The organism is Curtobacterium sp. MEB011 (assembly GCF_030209655.1).
In the GTDB taxonomy this organism is placed as follows: Bacteria; Actinomycetota; Actinomycetes; order Actinomycetales; family Microbacteriaceae; genus Curtobacterium; species Curtobacterium poinsettiae.
The window spans coordinates 1-24,154 of the sequence record NZ_JARVRN010000001.1 but is presented as its reverse complement, the minus strand read 5'-3'; the positions used below and the strand labels follow the sequence as shown (position 1 = coordinate 24,154).

The window sequence follows — 24,154 nt, the reverse complement described above, 5'->3', positions numbered from 1 at the left end:
GCATGACCGCCCGAGACCGTCTCCTCGCCGTCGTCGTCGCCGTGGTCTGGGGACTGAACTTCCCCGCGACGGCACTCGCGCTCGAGCACTTCCCGCCGTTCCTGCTCGCAGCGCTGCGGTTCGCGATCCTGGCGGTCCCGACGCTGCTGTTCGTGCCGCGGCCCCGGATCCCGTTCGGGCGGCTGCTGCTCGTCGGCCTGGGGCTCGGGGTGCTGCAGTTCTCGTTCCTGTACCTCAGCATGGCGTCCGGCATGCCGTCGGGGCTCGCCTCGCTGGTGCTGCAGGCCTCCGCGCCGTTCACGGTGGTGCTGGCCGGGGTGTTCCTGCGCGAGCGGCTGACCGGACGGCAGGTCGTCGGGGTCACCGTCGCCGTGGCCGCCCTCGCCGCGATCGCCCTGCACCGCTCGCAGACCGCCGCGCTGCTGCCGGTCGTGCTCGCACTGTGCGGTGCGCTCGGGTGGGCGATCGGCAACGTCGCGACCCGACGAGCGGGAGCCGCGAACCCGCTGCACCTGACCCTGTGGTGGTCCGTCGTGCCACCGGTCCCGATGGTTGTGCTGTCGCTCGTGGTCGAGGGGCCGGACCGCATCGGCACCGCACTCGGTTCGGCGTTCACGGCGGCCGCGCTGCCCGCCGACCTGGGCCTGTTGTACATCGTGGTCGTCGCCACCCTGGTGGGCTACGGCATCTGGTCACGGCTGCTGGCGGCCTACCCGTCGAGCACGGTCGCACCGTTCTCGATGCTCGTGCCGGTGGTCGGGGTGCTCGCGTCGTGGGCGGCCTTCGGCGAGGTGCCCGACCTGGTCGAGGTGCTCGCCGGCGCGGTCGTCGTGGCCGCCGTGCTGTGGTCGTCGCGCCCGGCCCGCGGGCCACGGCCGGGAGCGTACCCGGCGCCAGCCGCGGCCCCGGCACCGGCCCCGGCACCGGCCCCGGCCCCGATCGACGGGGTCCCGGTTCCGGTGCTCAGCCCCGGTGCTGGCGACGCTCCGCGATGATCCCGGCGAGCGCCCCACGCAGGTGCGGGTAGCGGAACTCGTAGCCGGCCTCGGTCAGCCGGGTCGGCACCACCCACCGGCTCTTCAGCACGAGTTCGGTCTCGGTGCGGATCACGAACGACCCGAGCTCGAGCATCCACCGGAACGTCGGCACCCCGAACCGGCGCCCGACGGCGTCGCGGATGGTCGCCATGACGGTTCGGTTGTCGGACGGGTTCGGGCTCGACACGTTCACCGGCCCCTCGATCTCCGGGTGGTCGCGGAGGAACCGGATCGACCCGAGGACGTCGGCGATGTGCACCCAGCTGAACCGCTGCCGACCGTGGGTGGGCCGGTGGTGGTGGTAGGTGCCGGCGCGGAGCCGGGATCGGGTCGGCACCCACGGCCCGTCGTACTGCGGCCCACCGAGGCCGGCCTGGGCGAGCCGGAGGAGCGGCAGCAGGGCGCTGCCGTCGCCGAACACGATCGCCATCCGGAGTGCCACACGACGGGTGCCGGGCAGGTCGGCGCCGAAGAAGGCGTCCTCCCACGCGCGCGCCACCGAGACCGAGAACCCCTCGCCGATCTCCCCCGTCGCTTCGTCCTGCGGGCGGTCGTCGGCGTGCCGGTAGATCGTCGCGGTCGAGGCGTTCAACCACAGCGGCGTCGGGTGCTCGGACGTCCGGATGGCCTCGGCGAGCTCGAGCGTGGTGTCCACCCGCGAGCGCATGATCTCGGCGCGGTTGCGTCGGCCGTACCGGCAGTTGACGCTCTTGCCCGCCATGTTCACGACGATGGCGGCGCCGTCGACGAGTTCCCGGATGCGCATGGTGTTGCCCCACACGGCGTCGCCGGTCCGCCCGATCGTGACGACCTGGTAGCCCTCTTCCGTGAAGGCGTCCCGCAGGTACTGCCCCACGAAGCCGCTCGCTCCCGCGATCACGACGCGGCCCTTCTGGTCGCTCATCTCATCCCCGTTCTGTGTCCGGCGCGATCTCGTACCGGAACGCCCCCTCGTACCGGTACAGCGTGCCGACCACCGGTGCCGCGAGCACCAGGGACACGCGCTGCAGGTCGGCTTCGTCATCGAATCGTTCCACGAGCGTCACACGCGTGGGGACCAGGCGCAGCGCGACCGGCTCACGGTTCGATCCTGGCATGTCGTCGGTGCGGATCCCTACGATGTCGCACATGGGACACGACCACGGGCACGGCGTCGGGCACGCCTCGGAGCGCGCCCTGCTCATCGCGTTCTGCATCTCGGCGGGCATCCTGCTGGCCGAGGTCGTCGGCGCCGTGGTCACCGGTTCGCTCGCGCTGCTCGTCGACGCCGGGCACATGGTCGTCGACACCGGCGGACTCGGCATCGGGCTCGTCGCGACGCGGCTCGCCCGCCGGTCGCCGACCGCGCAGCGCACCTGGGGCTTCCAGCGGGCCGAGGTCCTCGGGGCCACCGCACAGGCCGCCATCCTGCTCGCCGTCGGGGTCTACGTGATCATCTCGGCGGCCCAGCGGCTCGTCGTGCCGGAGGAGATCCACTCCGGGCCGCTGCTCGTGTTCGGCATCGTCGGCCTCGTCGGCAACCTGGTGGCCTACGCGGTGCTGCTGCGGGCATCGGGCGAGGGGTTCACCTCGCGGGCCGCCCGGCTCGAGGTCCTCAACGACACACTCGGGTCGGTCGCCGTCATCATCGCGGCGATCGTGCTCATGCTGACCGGGTGGGAGCGTGCGGACTCCGTCGCCGCGATCCTGATCGGTCTGCTCATCCTGCCGCGGGCGATCCGGCTGCTGCGTGAGACCGCGAACGTGCTGCTCGAGTCGACGCCGCCGGGGCTCGACCTCGACGACGTGCGCGGCCACATCCTCGAGCTCGACCACGTCATCGCGGTGCACGACCTGCACGCGACGCTCGTGGCGACCGGGGTACCGAACCTGACCGCGCACGTGGTCGTGGACGACCATTGCTTCTCGACGGCGCACGCCCCCGCGATCCTCGACGAGCTGCAGCGGTGTGTGGCGGAGCACTTCGACGTGCCGGTGGAGCACTCGACCTTCCAGTTGGAGCCGGTGTCGCACCGGCGGCACGAGTACGAGGTGCACGCGTAGGGTCCCGCGCTCGGGCGTGCGGGCGTCAGCGCCCCGGTTCCGCGACGATCCACCAGGTGATCGACGCGTGGTCTGTCGCAGAACGGGTGTCCGCGGGTGCCGGGTCAGCAGTCGTCGGTGCGCGTGGGGTACGCCGTGATCACCCGGTCGGTGGTGGCCGAGACGATCACCTTCACCCAGGGCTCGTCGTCGGGGCGCGAACCGTCGTCGAACCGGACGGGTGCGGCGTAGCAGACCTTGCCGTCGCCGGCGTCGAGCGGGAACCCGGGGCGGGGGTCCTCGAGCGCGGTCTGCACCGCCGTGAGCATGGCGTCGTCCCAGTCGCGCGAGCCGTGCCCGGTGACGACGTCGCGCCAGTCAGCGGTGTGGCGCACCCGGATGTGCTCGTACCCCTGGGCCGCGGTGCCGCACTGCAGGGTGACGCGGCCCAGGGCCTGGGTCTCGTACTGCGCGACCGCGGCCTGGGTGGTGCTGTCGCACCGCGCCAGGGCGGCGGACCCGGGCAGGTCCGGCCCCGTGCGGGTGATCGTGACGGTGCCGTCGCCGGTGGCGGTCGACGCGTCGCTCGGCGTCCGCGCGGCCGAGCCGACGTCGATGGTCGGGTCGTCCGCGCCCTGCCGTGCCGTCAGGAACAGCCCGCCGGCGAGGAGACCCGCGGCCACCACGGCCGCGATCCCCGTGATCACGGGACGGTTGCGGTTCTGGGACACGCGCCCAGTATGCCGGAGGTGGGTCGCGCCTCCAGGCCGGCTCACGGAGGACGGAACCCGGTTCCGGGTGCGGGAGGCGGACGCCAAGCCCGCCCGCCGTCAGGCGCGCGCGGCCAGCCGGGTGCCGGCGACGACGGCCAGGACGGCGACGAGCACCACGTACCCGATCAGGACGGGGAGCGTCGGGATCACCAGCAGCGCGGCCCCGACGGCCACGACCGGCACGGTGAGGCCGGCGTACGCGATGAGGAACGTGGCTGCGAGCACGCCACCCCGACGCTCCGGTCCGACGAGTGCTGCGGCACTGCCGATCGCGGCACGGAACAGCAGGCCGACGCCGGCACCCGCGACGACCCCACCGCCGATGAACCCGGCGACCTGCAGCAGCACCGCGGCGACGGCCAGGACGACCAGCCCGACGACCAGCAGCACCATGCCGAGCCGGATCTGCGCCCGCTGCGACAGTCGGGCGAAGACGATCTGCGACAACGCGCTCGCAGCGAAGACCCCGAAGGTCGTGGCGCCGGCGGCCAGGCGGTCGGTGACGTGGAAGGTGGTACCGAGGAAGCTCGGCGCGACCGAGGTGAAGAGCCCCTGCACGGCGAGTGCGGCGAAGGCGGCTGCCCCGGCGGCCCAGAACGCGGCACCCTGCCCCTCGGGAGCCTGCATGCGCTGCGGTCGGTAGGCCACGGGCTGCTCGGGGCGGTCGACCGTCTCCGGTGCGGCGAGCACCAGCACGAACGCGACCGCCAGCGCGATGACGAACACCACGTAGGGGACCATGAGCGGCTGCCCGACGAACTCGGCGAGGGCTCCACCGACCAGGGCGCCGAGCGACAGCCCACCGAGGTTCACGGCCCCAGCGGCGACGCTCGCACCCTTCGCGGAGTCGCTCGACCCGGTCGCCCGGACCCGGAGTTCACCGAGGTGCGCCGTCGCGGTCGCCGTCAGCGTCCCGACGCCGAGGCCGGTCACGAGCCGGGCGACGATGAGGCCGGTGACGTCGTTCCAGAGCAGGAACAGCACGGCGGCGACGAGCTCGAGCGCGATCGACACCAGGATGAGTGGCCGCCGCCCGTGCACGTCACTGAGGTGCCCCGCCAGGTACAGCGACCCGACGACCCCCACCCCGTACGCGGCGAAGATCACCGTCGTGGTGAACGTCGGGAACCCGTCGCGGGCCTGGTAGATGACGTAGAGCGGCGCGGGGACGGTCGCGAAGGCCATCACCGTGAGGAACGCGAACGCGACGACCCAGAAGCCGAAGCCGTGACGCCGACGGGTGTGGACACGGCGTCCGCGCGGCGCGACGACGCGGTCGCTCGCCGATGCGGGCGCGGCGCTGGTGGCGGGGACGGTACCCGTCGGGGTCTCGGTGACGGTTGACATGCTCTGATGATCGCGTGCGCGGTGCATCGAGTCCAACGGATGCCCTTGATGTCAGTGATCGATCTGCTCGATACTCAGACGATGGAGACCCGACTGCTCGAACAGTTCGTCACCGTCGCCGCCGAGGGCAGCGTCACCCGGGCGGCGGAACGGCTCTGGGCCGCGCAGTCCACGGTGTCCGCGGGCATCGCCTCGCTCGAGCGCAGCTTCGGCGTGCGGCTCTTCGACCGCACCGGCCGACAGCTCGTGCTGACCCCCGCCGGCGAGGACCTGCTCCCCCATGCCCGCGCGGTGCTCGAGTCCCTCGACCGGATGCGTGACCTGGCCACCGCCGACGACGCCGACCTGCGGGGTCGGGTGCGGCTCGGCATCTTCACGAGCATGGACATCGTCGACCTCACGGGCGTGCTGCAGCGGTTCCGGCGGCAGCACCCGCTCGTCGCCGTGGAGCTGATGACCTCGCCGTCGGGGACGACCGGCCTCGTGCAGGACCTGGTCGCCGGGCGGCTCGACATCGCCTACACGGGCCTGCCCACCGTGCCCGCCGGCGTCGTCGTGGAGCCGTTGCGGGAGATGCCGTTCCGGGTGTTCACCGCGGCGGACCACCCGCTCGCCGGCCGGTCGTCGGTGTCGCTCGCCGAACTCGCCGACGAGCCCTTCGTCGACACGGCACACGGGTTCGGCAACCGGATCATCCTCGACGGAGCACTCGAGCGACTCGGCATCCGTCGGCGCATCGTCGCGGAGATGAACGACATGCCCGCCGTGATCCGGTTCGCCTCGGCCGGGCTCGGCGTCGGGGTCGTGCCGGACTCGGGCGTGCGGTACGACGGGGCGGTGCTCGACCTGGAGGACGAGGTCGACCCGCTCCGCATCGGCCTGGCGGTCCGGACGTCCCCGGAGCCGAGCCGCGCGGTCCGGACGCTGGCGCGCGACATCGTGGCGGCGCGGGTGGGGTGACGCTGGGCGCGCTCGGTGTGCTTCGTGAGCAGGAACGGTCGCGTCGCGGTGCGCGAGGCGACCGTTCCTGCTCACGATCTGACCACCGACGGACTGGAGGCACGGGTCGGGTCCGCCACGTGCCTCCGGGCCGTCAGTCCCCCCAGAACGTCGCGATGAGGGCGGGCAGGAGCCCGTCGGTCGGGACGTTGGTCTGTTCGATGGTGATCCAGGTGTCACCGCGGGCGAAGTACGTGTAGGCCTTCTCGACGCCGTACGGCTCGACGATCCCGCGGGACTGGCAGAAGGTTCCGCCGTCACGCTCCGTGCAGGTCCCGCCGCCGTCGTACGCGGGGAACTCCTCGATCTCCCGCTGGATGGTCGCCTCGGTGGCGGTCCCGGCCCGGACCTCGATCCCGGACACGTCCGCGCGCGGGTCACGCCACGAGCAGGAGACCTTCGACTGGGTGCCCTCCGGGTCCTGACCATCCGGCACTCGATCGGTACCCGACGGTGGGTCGGCCTGCGTCAGCGGGGTGTCACCGAAGAAGCGGTCGTAGTCCTCGGCGGGGACGAGCGCGCGACAGTCCGTGGGGATCGTCGCCGCGACGGGGGTCGGTGTCGACGTCGGGGTGGGCTTCGGCACCGGGGCACCCGTGATCGGGGCGGAGCTCGGCGTCGTGGAGGACGGCGCAGGCTCGGGCTGCCGGGTCTGGGTGGGAGCGGCGACCGGGTCGGCGTTCTGCTGCGACAGGGTCAGGGCGACGGCGCCGGTGGCGGTGCCGACGGCGAGCAGCGCGACGACACCGATGACTATCCCGGACCGGCCACGACGACGCTTCGGGAGCGGGGTGGCACGTTCGAGGACGTTCTGCTTCATCGAGACGAGCATGCGCTGCAGGTCGTCTCCCTGCGGAGGCTCAGTGTTCATCGTGCATCACCACCTTCTTGAGTCGTCGACGGTTGCGGGACACCCGCTGGGTGACCGCGCCGACCGTGAGTCCGAGGAGTTCGGCGGCCTCGGCGTACGAGTGCCCCTCGAGCAGGCAGAGCTCGCAGATGCGGCGGTCGAGGTCCGGGAGCGCGGCGATCTCGGCGCGGACCCAGCGCAGGGTCTCGCGGGCCTCGTCGTGGTCGGCGGGCGAGGCGAGGTGCTCCGGGAGCTCGTCCGTGCGGCGCCGGGCCTGCTTGCGCCCGGTGTTGAAGGCGTGGTTGCGGCACACGACGAGCAGCCACGGCAGCACCGTGTCCGCCGGCAGCTCGAGGGTCGCGGCGCGCTGCCAGAGCGTCAGGAACGCGTCCTGCACGATCTCCTCGACGTCGGACCGGTCGTCGACCAGCGCCCACGCGTAGCGGGTGAGGGTGGCGGCGTACCGGTCGAACGCCCGGGCGAGCGCGCCGGTGTCTCCCTGTGCCATCGCACGGACGAGTCCTTCGTCCGTGTCGGTGCCGGTCGTCACATCCACATCCCACCCCCTTCACTCAGAGGTGTCGGCAGGACAGGCGATCCTGACAGGACCGTTCCGGATTCGTGACCTCGGGCGTGTCCGCCCAGGACTGGGGGTCAGCCGTCAGCCGTCAGCCGTCAGCGGCGGGACTCAGTGGAAGTCGTCGCCGTCGCCCTCGGCCGGCGTCTTGTGTCCGCCGAGCATGTCGTTGTCGTCCTGGTCACTCGACGAGGCGAGCTGCAGCATCGCGAGCACGACGACCACCACGATGAACGCGACGCCGAGGAAGATCACGGCCAGCTGCAGTTCCCGCGTCGAGAACAGCACGACGAGCCCGGTGAACACCGCGATGATCGCGGAGATCCCGAGGAGCTCGACCGGGCGCAGACGGTCACGTCGGCTGGGGGTGGTCATGCGTGTGGTGCTCCGTCCGGGGCGACGGCCGGCGTGGCCGTGCCCCACTTGTGCGAGAGGCCGGCGATCACGTGGAAGACGGCCGTGATGGCGAGGTACGCACCGAGCAGGCCGACGAGCACGATCGAGGCGTCGAGGGTGCCGGTGACCTTCTCCACGCCACCGAGCTGCTGGGAGTAGTCCGGCGGGGTGACGAGGAAGGCGACCGCGAGCAGCAGCGTGAGGCCGCCGATCGTGGTCCAGTCGCGGGCGAAGGGCGAACGCCGCCGGGCCCGGAGCCCCTGCGACAGCTCGAGGGCTCCGGTCAGCACCGCGAACGCGACGATGACCGTGATGAAGGCCGGCAGCCCGAAGCCGTTGCACGCGATCGCGGCGACGGCGGCGAGCAGGGTGATGACGGCCTGCAGCAGGGTCGTGCGACGCGAACGACCGTCGAGGGGCAGTCGGGAGATCCCGGCGAACAGGAGCACGAGGCCCTCGACCAGGGCGAAGCCGCCGAAGAGCAGCAGGCCGTAGCCCGCGGCGTGGTTGGTCGAGAAGGTGATCACCATCGCGACGATCGCAGCGGGGACCGCTCGGAGGATCGGGATCGGCCAGTACCGCGCGCGCTGGGTCGCTTCTTCCACGGTGGTGGCGTCGTCCACGGTGTCGGACACGAGACCTCTTTCGGGCATGCGGATCGTGGATCCGATCCTACCGCCGGTGTGGTGAGCGCCCGACCGGAGCGGACTCGACCCCCTGTGGACGTCCACACCCCCCTGCACGGGGACGACACCGTCCTGCGGTGCCGTCCCCGTGGTGTCAGGGCTGCTGCGGGTCGTCGTCCGGGGCGCCCAGCCGGACACGACGTCGGGCGAGCCACCAGCACACGGAGCCCACCGCGGCGGCCACTGCGGCGAGCGCCGCGGCGAGGCCGAGTCCTTCGGCGCCCGTGTAGGCGAGGGCTCCGACGGGGGCACCCGGACCACGACCGGCCGCGGGGTCACCGGCGCCGCTGTCCCCGTCGTCGCGACCGTCCGGCGCGGGGCCGTCACCACCGGCGTCACCGTCCCCGTCGTCCGTGGCGGGGCCGGTCGTCGGCACCGGACCGGTGGTGGGCGAAGGGCTCGGCTCCGGCGCCTCGTCGTCCGGGCCGACGACGATCGCGACGCCGGTGGACGGGTCACCACCGTCCGGGTCGGTCGGCGACGTCGCGGTGGCCACGTTCACGACGTCGGAGCCGTCGCCCCGGTACGCGGGATCGAGCGCGGCACGGATCCGGAAGTCCAGGGTCTCGCCCACGTCCAGCGACACGTCGGAGCTGCAGGTCACCCGCTGGCCCTCGGCGGTGCACCCGTCGTCGGAGCCCACGAACCGCATCGCCTCGGGCAGGTCGTCGACCGCACCGACCTGCTGCGCCACCGACGGGCCCCGGTTCCGGGCGGTGACGAGGTACTCGACCTCGTCGCCGGGCTGGACGGTCGACGGCGACACCGACTTGTCGGTCTCGACGTGTGCCGCGACGACCGGTGCCGTCGCCGTCGTGCTCGCTCGCGAGGTGTTGTCGGCCTCGTTCGTGTCGGACAACGAGGTCGGCGGGGCGATCGTCGCCACGCTCTCCAGTGTTCCGGACGTGCCCTCGGCCACCCGGCCCTCGACCGTGACGACGGCCGAACCCCCTCGGGGCAGGGACAGGTCGGTCGCGACGTCCCCGGTGCCCGACCCGGTTGCGCAGGCGGAACCCTCGGCGGCGGTGCAGGTCCAGGTGACGTCCTCGACGCCGTCGGGCACGTCGACCTGCAGTGGGCTCGGGTCGGCGGCGTTCGGGCCGGGGTTGCGCGCCGTCACGGTGTAGCGGAGCGACTCACCGGCCGTCACGGTCGTGGGCAGGTCGTGCTCGACGGACAGGTCGGCGGGCTTCCAGACCCGGAGCGCGTCGACCTCGTGCTTGTCGACGTGGCTGCCCGTGGCCCCCGCGAACCCCAGGCGCAGCGTGCTGGGCAACGGAGCCTGGCCGTCGCCGTGCAGCGGGACCGAGTCGAGGACGGTGCGCATGGTCGAGCCGGCCTGCAGCCGGACCGTGACGGAGAGCCCGCCGTCGTCGTCGGGCAGCAGGGTGATGCGGACCGTGCGGGGCGTCGAGCCGGAGGTCACCGTGCCACCGGGAGCGGTCGCACCGGCGACGTACCGGTACCCCTCTGTCCCGTTGCCCGAGCCGCGGACCACGACGTGGTCGGGCTGCGCTCCCGGACCGGAGCCGTTGATGCGCGACGAGAAGTTGCCGTAGTGGTCGATCGCGACGGCAGCGAAGCCCCCGGGCACGCCGGGCAGGTCGCACTGCCGCCCGCCGCCCTCGGTCGCTTCCTTGCGGCAGGCGTACCCGAGGCCGGCACCGAAGGACCCGACGCCCTGTGCTGCGGCCCCGTCGGCCAGGTACAGCAGCAGCCCGTCGGCCCCGGGGTCGTCCTTCGCGGTGTACATGGCGTAGGTGAACTCGATCTCGAGTCCGGTGTCGGACGGGAACGTGTCGTTCGTCGACCACGCTCCCGCCTGGTTCAGGACGTCGTCGGTGAGCCGCAGCCGCCCGCCGGACACCGCGGCGTCACCGTGCAGGGCGCCGCCGGACGCGCTGGAGAACTGGTTGACGTACGGGAAGTCGAGGGCCGCGGCGCTCGACCCGGACGGCAGGACGGCGGGCGCCGCGAGCACGCCGAGCGCGGTCACCGTGGCGCAGGCCGCGGCGACACGGCGGACGACCCGCGAGCGGAGCGACCGGAACGACCGGCGCGACCGGCGATCAGGGGCAGGAGCTGGAGCAGGAGCACTGGGATCTGTCATGCCCCGATGCTCGCGACCGGGACGTCACCCCCGGGCGGCGGCGGGATGATCTGTGGAACGCCCCCACGGGCCTCCGGGCTGTGGAGGAAGAACGGCGCAACCGGACCGCTCAGGCCAGCCACACCGTCGTCTCACCCGGCAGCAGTCCCGGCGCGACCCCGTCGAGCGGCCCGGACGCGGCGACGACCGTGCCGTCGGGCAGGGGCACCGGGGCCGTGCCGAAGTTCGTCACCGACCGCCACCCGTCGTTCCGTGCGAACGCGACGACCTCGGAGCCGGACTCCAGCCACGTCAGGGCCTCCCCCTGCTGCAGGCGACGGCGGGCGGCGAGCGCCTCGCGGTACAGCGACAGGGTGGACTCGGGGTCGCCGTCCTCGGCCTCGACCGAGGACTCCCCGAAGTCCTGCGGCTGCGGCAGGTGCGGCGCGGCGTCCCCGAAGCCGAACGACGGCCCGGAACGCGCCCACGGGATCGGCACCCGGCAGCCGTCGCGGCCCTTCACGGTGTGCCCGGTGCGGAGCCACTTCGGGTCCTGCAGCAGGTCGCGCGGGATCGCGGCGGCCTCGTGCAACCCGAGCTCCTCGCCCTGGTAGACGTACGACGACCCGGGCAGCGCGAGCATCAGCATGGTGGCCGCTCGTGCCCGGCGGAGCCCCCGTGCGCGGTCGAGCTCCGGCGTCGTGCCGTCGGTCATGAGCCAGGCATCGGTGTCCGTGCCGTCCGGCAGGCCGTAGCGGGTGGGGTGCCGCACGACGTCGTGGTTCGAGAGCACCCAGGTGCTCGAGGCGCCGGACTGCTCCGAGGCGGCCAGGTTCCGCTCGATGATCCGACGGAACGCATCGGGCTCGAACGGGGCCTCGAGCAGGTCGAAGTTGAAGGCCTGCCCGAGCTCGGTCGGCCGGGCGTACAGGACGCGACGGGGTGCCGGAGCCCAGGCCTCGGCGACCGCGGCGCGGGGCGGGTCGTACTCGTCGAGCACCCGACGCCACGTGGCGAAGATCTCGTGCACCTCGTCACGGTCGTACAGCGGGTCGGAGCCGTCGAGCGGCAGGTCCTGCTCGTCCGACGGCCGGTACGGGGTCGACAGGTCCTTCGCCAGCCCGTGCGCAACGTCCACGCGGAACCCGTCGACACCGCGGTCGGACCAGAAGCGCAGGGTGTCCTCGAAGTCGGCACGGACCTCGGGGTTCGACCAGTCCAGGTCCGGCTGCTCGGGGGCGAACAGGTGCAGGTACCACTGCCCGTCGGGCACCCGGGTCCAGGCGCTGCCGCCGAAGTTCGACACCCAGTCGCTCGGCGGCAGTTCGCCGGAGGTACCGGACCCTTCGCGGAACACGTACCGCGCCCGCTCGGGCGAACCCGGCGCGGACGCCAACGCGGCCCGGAACCACTCGTGCTGGTCCGAGGTGTGGTTCGGGACGATGTCGACGATGACCTTCAGGTCGTGCTCGTGGGCGGCCCGGAGCAGCGCGTCGAGGTCCTCGAGGGACCCGAGCTTCGGGTCGACGGCCCGGTAGTCGGCGACGTCGTAGCCCCCGTCGGCCAGGGGCGACGGGAAGAACGGGGAGAGCCACAGCGCGTCGACGCCGAGCGATGCCAGGTACGGCACCCGGCTCGTGATGCCCGCGACGTCACCGAGTCCGTCGCCGTCCGTGTCGGCGAAGCTGCGTGGGTAGACCTGGTACACGACGGCGTCGCGCCACCAGGTCGGGTCGGTGGTTCGTGGCGTGCTGGCCGGGGTCCGAAGCGTGGTCACGACGCCACCGTACTCAGCGGACCGGGAATAGCGCCCCCTACGATCGCATTGGTTGTTGCTGACACCTTTCCGTCCAGCAACAGCATCCCGCAACAGAAGGAGCTCCATGACGAACGTCCTCGTCCTCGTCGGCAGCCTGCGCGCCGACTCCATCAACCGCAAGCTCGCCGAGGCCGCCGCGCACCACGCGCCGGAGGGCATCGAGCTGCACACCTTCGACGGCATCGTCGACCTGCCGTTCTACAACGAGGACATCGACGGTGACACCCCGCCCGCCCCGGCAGTCGCCTTCCGCGACGCGATCGCCGCCTCGGACGCCGTCCTGCTCGTCACCCCCGAGTACAACGGCACCATCCCCGCCGTGCTGAAGAACGCCCTCGACTGGGCATCGCGTCCGTTCGGCGCCTCGCCGCTGTCAGGCAAGCCGCTCGCCGCCATCGGTTCGGCGTTCGGCCAGTACGGCGGCGTCTGGGCCCACGACGACGCCCGCAAGGTCGCCGGCATCGCCGGCGCGAAGGTCCTGGAGGACGTCAAGGTCGCCATCCCGCAGTCGGTCGTCCGTTTCGCCGAGACCCACCCGCGCGAGGACGCCGAGGTCACGACGCTCGTGCAGGGCGCGCTCACCGCGCTCGCCGAGGCCGCGGCCGGCACGGACGAGTCCGCAGCCGCGTAACGCGACGACGGTCGGACAGGAGGCCCGTGGCGGGATCGCCACGGGCCTCCTGTCCGTCCGGTGGGCACGCACCGGACGTCGATGACGTTGCAGACGCATCGGGCGCCGCGGAACCCGGGAGTTCGCTCGACAGCTGAGAAACGAGACGGGTTACCCTGAACGCCATGTCCACGCAGGAGATCACCGAGGCGTCCGGGTACTGGTTCCCGGACGACGACGCGACCCAGCGCGGGGTCGCCGTGCTGAACGCCCTGCGCCGGTACCGGTCCGCCGAGACCGCCATGCGCCGCCGGACCCGTGACTCGATGGGCATGGGTGAGACCGACCTGCTCGCCGTGCGGTTCCTGCTGCAGGCGCAGCGCTCCGGCACGTCCGTGAGCCCCAAGGACCTCGCGGCGTACCTCAAGATCTCGTCCGCGTCGACGACGATCCTGATCGACCGCCTGGTGAAGTCGAACCACGTGCGCCGCGATCCGCACCCCACCGACCGCCGGGCCCTCGTCATCACGCCGACGACCGAGACCGACGACGAGGTCCGCGCCACGCTCGGCGTGATGCACCGCCGGATGATGTCGATCGCCGAGGGACTCCCCGCGTCCGAGGCCCGGGTCGTCGCCGGTTTCCTGGAGCAGATGCGCCAGGCGGTCGACCAGGTCGACCCCGCGCCGTCGCACTGAGCACCGTCGCGCCGAGGCCTCCGACTGTCGTCGGGGGACGCTGCCTCCGAGCGCACTGAGAACGTGCACTGCGGCACCGCGTAGACCGGAACGGTCACACCGACGCGAAAGGAGCCACAACCATGCACGCTTCGGACAAGATGGCCAAGAACCTCCAGGCGGTCCTCGTGGACCTCATCGACCTGCACCTGCAGGGCAAGCAGGCCCACTGGAACATCCTGGGCACCAACTTCCGCGACCTCCACCTGCAGCTCGACGAGATCGTCGACGCCGCTCGCGAGTTCGCCGACGACACCGCCGAGCGCATGCGCGCGCTGTACCTCGTGCCGGACGGCCGCTCGGCGACCGTCTCCGCGGGCAGCCACCTCGACGCGTTCCCCTCGGGCGAGATCACCACGCACGACGCCATCGACCAGGTCACGCTCCGGCTGTACCAGGCGACCGGCACCATGCGCGACGTCCACGACGAGGTCGACGAGGAAGACCCGACGACCGCGGACCTGCTCCACGGCTTCATCGAGCGCCTCGAGCAGCTCGCCTGGATGGTCTCCGCCGAGAACCGCGCGCCCAGCACCCCGCTGGCGTCCGCCACCACGCCCGCCGTCGCCGACGCGTCGGCGCACGCGTAGGGGCCCGGGTGGACCTCGGTATCCAGGGCAAGACCGCACTCGTCTTCGGCGGCGACTCCGGCATCGGCTGGAACACGGCGCGCATCCTGCTGGCAGAGGGTGCGACCGTGGTCGTCACCGACATCGACCAGAGCCGTCTCGACACCAGTGCGGACCAGCTCGAGGCTCCCCTCGGCAAGCTGCACGCGTTCGCGGCCGACGTCCGGAGCGCCGAGAGCCTCGCCGCCCTGCACGACAAGGTGCGTGACGCCGTCGGCGAGATCGACATCCTGGTGCAGTCCTCGGGCGTCACCGGCGCCCAGGGCATGTTCCACGAGATCGACGAGGCCGGCTGGGCGGAGACGATCGACATCGACCTGATGGGCCCGGTGCGGATCACCCGCGAGTTCATCGGCGACCTGCGACAAGGCGGCTGGGGACGCATCGTCTACCTGGTGTCCGAGGACGCCTCGCAACCGTACGACGACGAACTGCCCTACTGCGCTGCCAAGGCCGGGGTGCTCTCGTTCGCCAAGGGGCTCTCGCGCTCCTACGCCTCCGAGGGCCTGCTGGTGAACACGGTCTCGCCCGCGTTCATCCACACGCCGATGACCGACGCGATGATGGACAAGCGGGCCAAGCAGCGCGGCACATCGTTCGACGAGGCCATCGGCAGCTTCCTCGACGAGGAGCGGCCGTACATGGAGCTCAAGCGGCGCGGTGAGCCGGAAGAGGTCGCCAACGTCGTGGCCTTCCTGTGCTCCGACCTGGCCAGCTTCGTGAACGGCGCCAACTACCGGGTCGACTCCGGCTCGGTCGCGACGATCTGATCGTGGCACCACAGCACAACCAGGAGGCGTCATGACCGACTTCCGCTACCTCATCGTCGGCGGCGGGATGGTCGCCGACGCGGCCGCCCGCGGCATCCGCGAGCTCGACACCGACGGGTCGATCGGGATCCTCAGCGAGGACGTCGACCGCCCCTACGCCCGGCCCGCGCTCTCGAAGAAGCTCTGGACCGACCCGGACTTCAGCTGGGACGACAAGGTCGACCTGCACACCGAGGAGACCGGGGCGCAGTTCGTCCTGGGCACCGCCGTTACGGCGATCGACCGTGCTGCGAAGACCGTCACGACGGCCGACGGTGCGACCCACGGCTACGAGCGGCTCCTGCTCGCGACCGGTGGGAAGCCCCGCGGGCTGCCGGGGCTGTCCCCGTCGGCACGCGTGCTCGACTACCGCAGCGCGTCGGACTACCGCCGCCTGCGCGAGCTCGCCGACGCCGGAGCGCACGTCGCCGTCGTCGGTGGCGGCTACATCGGCCAGGAGATCACCGCGGGCATCGTGCAGAACGGCGCACGCGTCACGCTGGTCGACCCGGACGAGATCGTCGGCGGACGGATGTTCCCCGACGACCTGGCACGGGCGTTCCAGCAGCGCTTCGTCGACCACGGCGTCGAGCTCCGCACCGGTCGTCGGGTGTCCGAGGGCACCGAGACGGCCGACGGTGTGCGACTGACGCTCGACGACGGTTCCGTGGTCGAGGCCGACGCGGTCGTCGCCGGGCTCGGCATCGAGCCCGCGACGCAGCTCGCCGCCGACGCCGGACTCACCGTCCGCGACGGCATCGTGGTGTCCTCGACGCTGCTCACCGACGACGACTCCGTGTTCGCCGCCGGGGACGTCGCCGAGTACCCGGACCGGATCCTCGGCACACGCCGGGTGGAACACGTCGACAACGCCCAGCAGCAGGGTCGACAGGCCGGCCGCAACCTGGCCGACGCCGACGAGACCTACGACCACACGCCGATGTTCTACTCCGACGTCTTCGACATGGGGTACGAGGCCGTGGGGCAGGTCAGCGCGAAGCTCCGCACGGTCGAGGACTGGCAGGACCCCACCGTGACCGGCGTCGTCTACTACCTGGACGACGACGACACGGTCCGGGGTGTGCTGCTCTGGAACGTGTGGGACAAGACCGACGAGGCCCGCAAGGTGCTCGCCGAGGCGAACTCGCTGACGCCCGACATGCTGCCGGGCCGCATCACGGCCTGATCGCTCGCCCGTCGCGGTGGTCGCGACGCCCTGGAGGCCCGGTGCCGGTCCGTCGGACCGGCACCGGGCCTCCAGGCGGTCGCCCGCACACCGCGGCGCCCGCCGCCTCGACGGGGCTCGCTGCTTCGACGGTGCTGGCTACTTCGACTCCGGCGCGACCTCGTCGACGACCGCCCGGCGGTCCGCCGGGTCGACCGGCAGGTCGTCGCCGTCCGCCATCGCGACGGCGTGCGCGGACTTGGCGGCTTCGAGCGTCTCGTCGTCGTTCCGGGCCATCCCGAAGAGCTCGATGAACCGCGACTTGACCAGCAACCAGGCGTCTCCCGGGCTGAGCCGGGCCAGGTCCGACGCCGTCGAGTCGTCTCGCACCCGCTGCAGCGAGGACACGCCGCGGTCGGGGATCCGGTGGTCGACGTGCGCCACCGCGAGCCGCGCGACCGCGTCGGCCTGGGCGTGCATGACCGAGTGCGCACCGTCGACGACCTCGCGCAGGACCGCGTACGGGAACACGCGCGCCAGCCGGCGGACCCAGTCGCGCGGCACCATCGCGTCGTGCTCGCCGCGGACGATCAGGGTGCGGGCATGCACGTGCGCGGCGCGCTCCTCGATCGGGAACGCGATCATGCGCGGCAGGACCTTGCGGAACCAGTGCCAGCCGCACAGCGCGTACGCCGTGATGCCGTGCCAGCGGACCGCGGCCGGCTCGTGCAGCGTCGACCGCAGGAACCGGAACGCCGACTGCCGCACCGTGCGCGCCGACGAGTCGACCACGGGGCTGATGAGCACGAGGTCGGAGAGCTCGGGACGGCGAGCGGCGACCTCGGTGACGACCTGGGTGCCCATCGAGTGCCCGATGAGCACCGGGTCCTCGAGCCCGAGGTCGTCGATGACCCGCTCGACCGCGTCGGCGTACCGCTCGATCGAGACCGTCCCACGGAACCGCGGGACGCCCGCGAAGCCCGGCAGGTCGAGCGCGTGCACCGGTCCGTTCTCGTTGAGGTGCGGCGCGAGCCGCTCGTAGTAGGTCGACGCGATGCCGAGACCCGCGACGAGCACGAACGCCCGCTCGCCCGGCTCACCGATCGAACTCACCCGGACGTAGGTGCCGTCGAGTGCGACCCGGTCGACCTGCACCGTGACGTCGGCGTCCTCGGCCTGGGCGAGTTCCCCGGCCGGGTCCGGACGGGGTGCCTGGCGTTCGTCGTCCACGTGGGTCTCCTCCGGTCGGGCGGTCGCCCAGGATACCCGGCCGCCGTCCGCTCGGGCGGCGACGACGTGGTCAGCCGCTGAAGGTGTTCGCGGGGAAGCCGTGCACCGTGGTCGGCACCGCGAAGACGGCGCCGGAGGGCGGCGCCTGCTCCAGGCCCTGCTCGGTGAGGTTCTCGCGGGCCGTGCCGACGAACATCGTCGACATGTCCGGGCCGCCGAACGCCACCGACGTCGGGTTGGCGACGGGGAGCTCCACCGTCTCCAGGTGCGAGCCGTCGGGACCGTAGCGCTCGACGCGGGAACCGCCGTAGATCGCGCTCCAGAAGCAGCCCTCGTCGTCACGGACCAGGCCGTCGTGCGCGTGGCCGACGATGAACGGCTCGAGTTCGCCGAGCTCGCCGTCCGGGCCGTACGACCCCCGGAAGACCGTCGAGGCGCTGGTGTCGGTGACGTACATGGTGCTGCCGTCCTCCGACCACTCCATGCCGTTCGTCACGCCGAAGCCGCCGCGGAGCAGCCGGACGGTGCCGTCGGCCTCGACCGAGTAGAGCGCGGCGTCGGGTTCGCCGGTGGTCACGTTCATGCTGCCGACCAGGAACCGGCCGAACGGGTCGCACTTGCCCTCGTTGAACCGGTTGCCCGAGGTGCTGTGCGTGACGCGGGCGATCTCACGCTCCACGGCCCCCTGCTCGTCCGTCACGACGACGGCGTCGCCGAGGGCCGCGACGAACCCGCCGGAGGCGCGGGGCTGGAAGCTCGCCAGCGGGGGCGGCAGCGGCACGCTCGACCGGACGGTGCCGTCGGCGCCAGCGGTGTTGAGGGTGCCGAGGGTGATGTCGGTCCACCGGAGGAGCTGCGCGGACGGGTCCCAGACGATGCTCTCGGCGAGGACCGCTCGGGCGTCGACGAAGACGGTCGCGGGGCCGGTGGTGACGTTCGTGCTCATCGACCCCGTCTACCGCTGGGCGGGTCCGCGCCCGCTCAGGCGCGGAAGCGGGTCAGAGGCGGGCGAAGCGCGCGCGGAAGAAGCTGTAGACGCCGAACGCCAGGAACCCGATGCCGATCGCGACGAGGACGAACACCCCGCCGGGCATGCTCCGGACGGCGTCGAACGCGGCGTCGAGGCCGGTGGCCTGGTCGGGGTCGCTCTGCAGCCCCGCGACGGCGATGAGCACGCCCACGATCACCACGGCGATGCCCTTGCCGACGTACCCGACGACGCCGAGGACGGTGACCACGCGGTCGAGTTGGCCCGACGGTCGCGTGATCTGCTTCCGGAACGACCGACGGCAGCCGATCACCACGAGGCCGATGCCGACCGCGACCGCGACCGCCCCGGCCAGCACCAGCACGAACACCCCGCCCGGCGTCGCGAGGGTCTTCGCCGCGGCGCTCTGCGACGAGCTGCTCGAGCTCGACCCGGCGCCGAGCGCGTACGAGGCCGACGAGTACGCGATCACGCCGTAGACCACGGCCTTCGCGACGTCCTTCAGCCGGGCGAGCCAGCCGCGGGTGGTGTCGGACCGTCCGCCGACGATCGCCTCGACGACCAGACGCACGGTGAGTGCGGCGGTGCCGACGGCGATCAGCCAGAGCAGGAACACCCCACCGGGCACGGCGGCGATCTGCTGCAGCGCACCGGACTGGTCGGTCTCACCGCCCGAGGACGCGTTCCCGATGCCGAGCAGGATCGCCAGGTACCCGATCAGCAGGTGGACGATGCCACTGCCGACGAACCCGGCGCGTGCCGTGACCTCGAACCAACGGCTGTCGGCCGCTCGCCGGACCTGTCGTCCGGTCTCCTTCGCTGCGTGCTCCGCCGTGTCGCTCATCACGGCCAAGCGTGCCCGACCCGCGTCGTCCTGTCCGGGGCGCGCCGGGCCGTGCGGTCCGCCACGTGGCGGACGGGAGGCCCGTGGCGGGGCCGCCACGGGCCTCCCGTCCTTGGGTGGGCGCGTCTCAGTCGCCCTTCACGTTGACGACCTGGCGCAGGGTGTGCCGGATCGCCACGAGGTCCTCGGCGTCCGTCATCACCTGGTCGATCGGCTTGTAGGCGGCCGGGATCTCGTCGAGGAACGCGTCGGTGTCGCGGTACTCGATGCCGACCATCGCCTCGCGCAGCTGCTCGTGGGTGAAGGTCCGCCGGGCAGCGCTCCGCGAGAACAGCCGCCCGGCGCCGTGCGGGGACGACTCGAGCGACGGCTTGTTGCCGAGCCCCTCGACCACGTACGACGCCGTGCCCATCGACCCGGGGATCAGACCCGGCTGACCGGCCTTCGCCTGGATCGCACCCTTGCGCGAGACCCACACGGACTTGCCCCAGTGCGTCTCACGCTGCGTGAAGTTGTGGTGGCAGTTGATCCGCTCGCGCTCGTCGACGGGCGTGCCGACGGCCTCGGACAGCTGCCGGACGACGCGGTCCATCATCTCCTCGCGGTTGAGCAGGGCGAAGTGCTGGGCCCACCGCAGCTCGGCGATGTACCGGTCGAACTCCGGCGTGCCCTCGACCAGGTAGGCCAGGTCCGGGTCCGCCAGCTGGATCCACCAGCGCTCCATGGCCTTCTTGGCGACCCTGATGTGGCGCTGCGCGATCTTGTTGCCGACACCCCGCGACCCGGAGTGCAGGAAGAGCCAGACCCGGTCCTGCTCGTCGAGGGAGACCTCGATGAAGTGGTTGCCGGAGCCGAGCGTGCCGAGCTGGTTGCGCCAGCCGCCGTGCACGCCGTCGGGGTCGAACCCGGCGGTCTCGGCCATCGCCTCGAGCTCCGCGATCCGGGGTGCGGCGGTCGCCACGATCTTCCGGTTCGACGCACCGGCCGACAGCGGGATCGCGCGCTCGATCTGCTCGCGCAGACCCTGCAGGTCGGCCGGCAGGTCGCTCGCGGTGAACTGCGTGCGGACCGCGATCATGCCGCAGCCGATGTCCACGCCGACGGCCGCCGGCATGATCGCGCCGAGGGTCGGGATGACGGACCCGACGGTGGCCCCGAGGCCCAGGTGTGCGTCGGGCATGAGGGCCAGGTGCGGGAACACGAACGGCATGCGCGCGGTCGTGCGGGCCTGCTGCTCGGTGTTGTCCTCGAGCATCGAGGCCCAGCTGAGCAATCGGTCGTTGATCTTCTTCATGGTGTCGTCTCGCTTTCGTGACGGTCGAGGTGACGGTCCGAGACGGTCGCACGCCCGGCCTCCTGGTCGTCGCCGGACGTGGCGGACGGAAGGAAGCGGTGCTGACGAACGCCCCGGGCCGGGTGGGCACGAGGCGTCGTTGACGTCGCGTGCCTACGCGGGATAGCGGAGGGACCACTGCTGCTCGGGCAGCACGGCGGCCGCGGCGAGCTGGAGCTCGACGCGTTCCTCGTTGTGCTGCACGGCGCGCATGCGCGGTCCTTCCGGTGTGCCCGGGGCGGGCGGTCTGCCTGATCGGCAGGAGGACGACGGTAGTGCGACACGCCCGGGGTGCGCAAGTCATGTGGGCGTGTCGGCTGCGCGCCGGTGGTGCTCCGGCGGTTCTCCACAGGCGGGAGGCGCGTCGCGCGTTCTCCACGAGGGGTACGTCCGCCTGATGGTCGCCGCCGGGGCCGGGGCAGGCTGGACGCATGACCGAGCGCACGCGAGACACCCCCGACGCGACCGAGAACGAGGAACGGACGAACGGGTACGTGCCGCTCCGCTCCTACGGCGCGATCGGTGACGGGCGGACCGTCGCCCTCATCGCGCTCGACGGCCGGATCGACTGGCTGCCGATCCCGTCGATGGACTCGCCGCCGGTGTTCGCGAGCATCGTCGACGCCGAGCACGGCGGACACGTCGCCCTGCGACCCGTCGACGACCAGGCGGAGGTGTCCCGGGCCTACCTGCCGGGGACGAACGTGCTCGTGACGACGTGGACCACCCCGTCCGGCACCGCCACCGTGACCGACGCCATGGTCACCGGTGTCGCCGGACGTCTGCCGTGGGCCGAGATCGGCCGCTGCGTCCAGGGGGTCCAGGGCTCCGTCGAGATGGAGTGGGCCGTCGTGCCCGGCACGATCCTGAACACCGCGGAACCCCGACGCCTCGACACCGCGAACGGCACCGTCATCGGGATCGACGGCGTCACCATCGCGATCGTCGAGCAGGGCTTCGAACCCGTCCACGACGACGGACCCCGGTTCTCCGGCCGGTTCTCGACGACCGAGGGCTCGAAGTCGATCCTGACGATCGTCGGCACGTACGACGAACCGATCTTCCTGCCCGAGCCGGAGCGCACGCTCGAGGGGGTCGACCGCACGATCGAGAACTGGGCGACCTGGTCGAAGGAGTTCAGCTACGACGGGCCGTGGTCGGATGCCGTCCAGCGCAGCGCCCTCGCCCTGAAGCTCCTGATCTTCTCCCCCACCGGTGCGATCGCCGCGGCACCGACGACGAGCCTGCCCGAGGACCGCACCGGCGGGAAGAACTGGGACTACCGGTTCGCCTGGGTGCGCGACCTGGCGTACACGGTGCACGCACTCACCCGCTTCGGGCTGCGCGAGGAGACCCACGCGGCCGTCTCGTGGGTGATGCGCACGATCGCCGAGCACGACGAGACGATGCCGATCTTCTACGCACTCGACGGGTCCAAGAGCGACTCGGTCGAGGAACGCGACGTCCCCGGCTGGAACGGCATCGGGCCGGTCACGATCGGCAACCGGGCGGGCGATCAGCTGCAGCTCGGCGTCTGGGGCGACGTGTTCGAGATCATGCGCCAGTACGTCCGCGCCGGCAACGTGCTCGACCGCAAGACCGCGTCGGTGCTGCAGGGGCTGGCCGACGACGCCTGCCACAGGTGGCCGGAAGCAGACTCGGGCATGTGGGAGCTGCAGGAGACGCAGCACTACACGACGAGCAAGATCGGCTGCTGGCAGGCGCTCGACGCCGCGGTCGAGCTGCACGACGCGGGGATGATCGACGGCCCCCGTGACAAGTGGATCGAGAACCGCGAGCTCATCGAGGACTGGGTCGCCGAGAACGGGTGGAACGAGGAGCTCGGCCACTACGTCATGTACCCGGGTAGCGATGCACTCGACTGCTCGATCCTGCTGCACGCGATGTCGGCGTTCGACCGCGGGCCCCGCATGGAGTCCACGATCCGGGCCATCGAGGAACAGCTGCAGCACGGCCCGCTCGTGTACCGGTACTCCGGCATCCAGGACGAGGAATCGCCCTTCGTGGCGTGCTCGTTCTGGCTCGCTGCGGCGATGGCCTGCGTCGGACGCGTCGACGACGCGAAGCACCTGATGGACGACATGGTGGCGCAGGCGAACGACGTCGGTCTGTTCAGCGAGATGCTCAGTGCCGTCGACGGGGACTTCATGGGGAACATCCCGCAGGGCCTGTCGCACCTGGCGCTCATCCAGGCGGCGCTGACCATCGAAGAAGTCTCAGAGAAGTCCTGACGGGGCTGGACGAACCGTCGGGGGCGCGGGGCATCATGGTCTGACGATGAACGACGTCGATGCACGCATGGACCGCCTCCGCCGGGCCGCGCGCTACCGGTACCAGCAGCTCGTCGACCAGGAGATCGAGCGGGGGTCACTCGACCCCGACGAGGTGCGGTCGGAGCGCGAGGAACGCCGGCTGCTCAAGGCCGCCGACGTCGCGGCCCACGCGCGGGCGCAGATCGCCGAAGCCGAACGCCGAGGAGTCTTCGAGGGCAACCCCTACCACGGCAAACCGCTGCCCGGGATCGACGGCCAACACGATCCCGACTGGTGGATCAAGTCGAAGATCGAGCGCGAGGACATCCGGGGCATCGCGCCACCGGCCCTGGCGCTCCGGACGGAGGACGCCGAACTCGACGACGCCCTCGACGCCCTGTCGCTCGAGACCGATGTGCGCGACGTCCTGGTGGACTTCAACGCACGGGTGAAGGAGGCCCGGCGACAGCTGCTCGGCGGGCCGCCGGTGGTCACGCCGATGCGCGACGTCGAAGCCGAGGTGCTCGCCTGGCGGGAGCGCCGCGAGCTGCGCATGGCGGCGGCCGCTCGGGCTGCGGAGCAGGCGCTGGCCGACGCGAAGCCGCGGCGGTGGTGGCGCCGCCGCTGAGCGGTGCCGTGGCGCGGCGGCGCGGGCCGTCGCCGGGCTTTCGCGCTGAGCGACAGTTCTCGCGAGCGTGAGCGCGTGAGGTGTCGCCCAGCCCGTGGCGAGGGCGACGACGGCCGCCGGGTACGACTGGTTCTGCCAGGCGCGGGCCCGCGGCGCGGTGCGGTTCGCGCAACGCGAATCGGCCCGGACCGCGCTGCTGCGTGGTCCGGGCCGATCGTGGTGCGGGGGTGTTACTTGATCTGTGCGGTGATGGTGGCGGTGCCGACGAGGAGGCCGCGCTTGACGGCGTCGGTGCCGAAGGTCTTGTTCAGCA

At 72.1% G+C, this 24,154-nt stretch carries 24 protein-coding genes; 10 read left to right on the top strand and 14 right to left on the bottom strand.

Annotated elements, in window-relative coordinates:
* The first annotated feature begins 2 nt into the window (after positions 1–2).
* Complete coding sequence (locus QRN30_RS00120) at positions 3–995, top strand: EamA family transporter (protein ID WP_042538351.1); 993 nt, start codon at positions 3–5, stop codon at positions 993–995.
* Here the strand turns inward: QRN30_RS00120 and QRN30_RS00115 are convergent.
* Both QRN30_RS00115 and QRN30_RS00110 read right to left on the bottom strand, forming a co-directional pair.
* Positions 964–1,941: an epimerase gene (locus QRN30_RS00115; protein ID WP_017886482.1), complete on the bottom strand. Its 978-nt coding sequence runs from the start codon at positions 1,939–1,941 to the stop codon at positions 964–966. The two genes, QRN30_RS00120 and QRN30_RS00115, sit on opposite strands and share 32 nt — an antisense overlap.
* Before the next feature lies 1 nt (position 1,942).
* Positions 1,943–2,167: a hypothetical protein gene (locus tag QRN30_RS00110; protein ID WP_017886483.1), complete on the bottom strand. Its 225-nt coding sequence runs from the start codon at positions 2,165–2,167 to the stop codon at positions 1,943–1,945.
* Between QRN30_RS00110 and QRN30_RS00105 the strand changes: the two genes are divergently transcribed.
* Complete coding sequence (locus QRN30_RS00105) at positions 2,166–3,080, top strand: cation diffusion facilitator family transporter (RefSeq protein ID WP_017886484.1); 915 nt, start codon at positions 2,166–2,168, stop codon at positions 3,078–3,080. The two genes, QRN30_RS00110 and QRN30_RS00105, sit on opposite strands and share 2 nt — an antisense overlap.
* Before the next feature lie 104 nt (positions 3,081–3,184).
* On the opposite strand, the gene QRN30_RS00100 is transcribed toward QRN30_RS00105, so the two are convergent.
* Positions 3,185–3,790, bottom strand: coding sequence for a hypothetical protein (locus tag QRN30_RS00100; protein ID WP_140448232.1), 606 nt, complete (start codon positions 3,788–3,790; stop codon positions 3,185–3,187).
* A 99-nt stretch (positions 3,791–3,889) separates the two neighbouring features.
* The gene (locus QRN30_RS00095) at positions 3,890–5,179 is read right to left on the bottom strand and encodes an MFS transporter (protein WP_042538346.1); all 1,290 of its coding nucleotides are present in this window, start codon (positions 5,177–5,179) and stop codon (positions 3,890–3,892) included.
* 48 nt (positions 5,180–5,227) lie between these two features.
* On the opposite strand from QRN30_RS00095, the gene QRN30_RS00090 reads away from it, so the two are divergent.
* Positions 5,228–6,139: a LysR family transcriptional regulator gene (locus tag QRN30_RS00090; RefSeq protein ID WP_159555956.1), complete on the top strand. Its 912-nt coding sequence runs from the start codon at positions 5,228–5,230 to the stop codon at positions 6,137–6,139.
* Positions 6,140–6,272: 133 nt separating this feature from the next.
* Here the strand turns inward: QRN30_RS00090 and QRN30_RS00085 are convergent, their stop codons facing one another.
* From QRN30_RS00085 to QRN30_RS00060, 6 genes are all read right to left on the bottom strand, one after another.
* The gene (locus tag QRN30_RS00085) at positions 6,273–7,049 is read right to left on the bottom strand and encodes a hypothetical protein (RefSeq protein WP_139179716.1); all 777 of its coding nucleotides are present in this window, start codon (positions 7,047–7,049) and stop codon (positions 6,273–6,275) included.
* A complete protein-coding gene (locus tag QRN30_RS00080) occupies positions 7,039–7,578 on the bottom strand; it encodes an RNA polymerase sigma factor (RefSeq protein WP_017886488.1) in 540 nt (179 codons plus the stop codon). Before QRN30_RS00080 ends, QRN30_RS00085 begins: the two co-directional genes overlap by 11 nt.
* 138 nt (positions 7,579–7,716) lie before the next feature.
* Entirely contained in the window at positions 7,717–7,980 is a 264-nt protein-coding gene (locus QRN30_RS00075; RefSeq protein WP_017886489.1) for a hypothetical protein, read from the bottom strand.
* Entirely contained in the window at positions 7,977–8,636 is a 660-nt protein-coding gene (locus QRN30_RS00070) for a DUF308 domain-containing protein (protein WP_017886490.1), read from the bottom strand. The genes QRN30_RS00075 and QRN30_RS00070 overlap by 4 nt, the downstream gene beginning before the upstream one ends.
* Positions 8,637–8,781: 145 nt before the next feature.
* Positions 8,782–10,797 carry a lectin-like domain-containing protein gene (locus QRN30_RS00065; protein ID WP_139179715.1) on the bottom strand — a complete coding sequence of 672 codons (2,016 nt, stop codon included), beginning with the start codon at positions 10,795–10,797 and terminating at the stop codon, positions 8,782–8,784.
* A 109-nt stretch (positions 10,798–10,906) separates the two neighbouring features.
* Complete coding sequence (locus QRN30_RS00060; protein WP_071251476.1) at positions 10,907–12,553, bottom strand: glycoside hydrolase family 13 protein; 1,647 nt, start codon at positions 12,551–12,553, stop codon at positions 10,907–10,909.
* Between the two features lie 106 nt (positions 12,554–12,659).
* Here QRN30_RS00060 and QRN30_RS00055 point away from each other — a divergent pair, with 106 nt between their 5' ends.
* The 5 genes from QRN30_RS00055 (at position 12,660) to QRN30_RS00035 (ending at position 16,566) form a co-directional block, all read left to right on the top strand.
* A complete protein-coding gene (locus tag QRN30_RS00055; protein ID WP_017886493.1) occupies positions 12,660–13,226 on the top strand; it encodes an NADPH-dependent FMN reductase in 567 nt (188 codons plus the stop codon).
* 164 nt (positions 13,227–13,390) lie between these two features.
* The gene (locus tag QRN30_RS00050; protein ID WP_017886494.1) at positions 13,391–13,903 is read left to right on the top strand and encodes a MarR family winged helix-turn-helix transcriptional regulator; all 513 of its coding nucleotides are present in this window, start codon (positions 13,391–13,393) and stop codon (positions 13,901–13,903) included.
* Positions 13,904–14,025: 122 nt separating this feature from the next.
* Positions 14,026–14,532 carry a Dps family protein gene (locus QRN30_RS00045; RefSeq protein ID WP_017886495.1) on the top strand — a complete coding sequence of 169 codons (507 nt, stop codon included), beginning with the start codon at positions 14,026–14,028 and terminating at the stop codon, positions 14,530–14,532.
* 8 nt (positions 14,533–14,540) lie between these two features.
* Positions 14,541–15,341 carry an SDR family NAD(P)-dependent oxidoreductase gene (locus QRN30_RS00040; RefSeq protein WP_017886496.1) on the top strand — a complete coding sequence of 267 codons (801 nt, stop codon included), beginning with the start codon at positions 14,541–14,543 and terminating at the stop codon, positions 15,339–15,341.
* Positions 15,342–15,372: 31 nt separating this feature from the next.
* Positions 15,373–16,566: an NAD(P)/FAD-dependent oxidoreductase gene (locus tag QRN30_RS00035; RefSeq protein ID WP_214533059.1), complete on the top strand. Its 1,194-nt coding sequence runs from the start codon at positions 15,373–15,375 to the stop codon at positions 16,564–16,566.
* A gap of 138 nt (positions 16,567–16,704) precedes the next feature.
* Here the strand turns inward: QRN30_RS00035 and QRN30_RS00030 are convergent, their stop codons facing one another.
* The 4 genes from QRN30_RS00030 to QRN30_RS00015 all read right to left on the bottom strand — a co-directional run bounded on the left by QRN30_RS00030 (position 16,705) and on the right by QRN30_RS00015 (position 20,901).
* Entirely contained in the window at positions 16,705–17,775 is a 1,071-nt protein-coding gene (locus QRN30_RS00030) for an alpha/beta fold hydrolase (protein ID WP_284759957.1), read from the bottom strand.
* Between the two features lie 70 nt (positions 17,776–17,845).
* Complete coding sequence (locus QRN30_RS00025; RefSeq protein WP_284759956.1) at positions 17,846–18,721, bottom strand: SMP-30/gluconolactonase/LRE family protein; 876 nt, start codon at positions 18,719–18,721, stop codon at positions 17,846–17,848.
* A 52-nt stretch (positions 18,722–18,773) separates the two neighbouring features.
* Complete coding sequence (locus tag QRN30_RS00020) at positions 18,774–19,607, bottom strand: DUF1206 domain-containing protein (RefSeq protein WP_159555949.1); 834 nt, start codon at positions 19,605–19,607, stop codon at positions 18,774–18,776.
* Between the two features lie 127 nt (positions 19,608–19,734).
* The gene (locus QRN30_RS00015) at positions 19,735–20,901 is read right to left on the bottom strand and encodes an RtcB family protein (RefSeq protein ID WP_284759955.1); all 1,167 of its coding nucleotides are present in this window, start codon (positions 20,899–20,901) and stop codon (positions 19,735–19,737) included.
* A 470-nt stretch (positions 20,902–21,371) separates the two neighbouring features.
* Here QRN30_RS00015 and QRN30_RS00010 point away from each other — a divergent pair, with 470 nt between their 5' ends.
* A complete protein-coding gene (locus QRN30_RS00010; RefSeq protein WP_042538339.1) occupies positions 21,372–23,192 on the top strand; it encodes a glycoside hydrolase family 15 protein in 1,821 nt (606 codons plus the stop codon).
* Positions 23,193–23,238: 46 nt separating this feature from the next.
* Positions 23,239–23,841: a DnaJ family domain-containing protein gene (locus tag QRN30_RS00005; protein WP_017886505.1), complete on the top strand. Its 603-nt coding sequence runs from the start codon at positions 23,239–23,241 to the stop codon at positions 23,839–23,841.
* Positions 23,842–24,154: the final 313 nt, after the last annotated feature.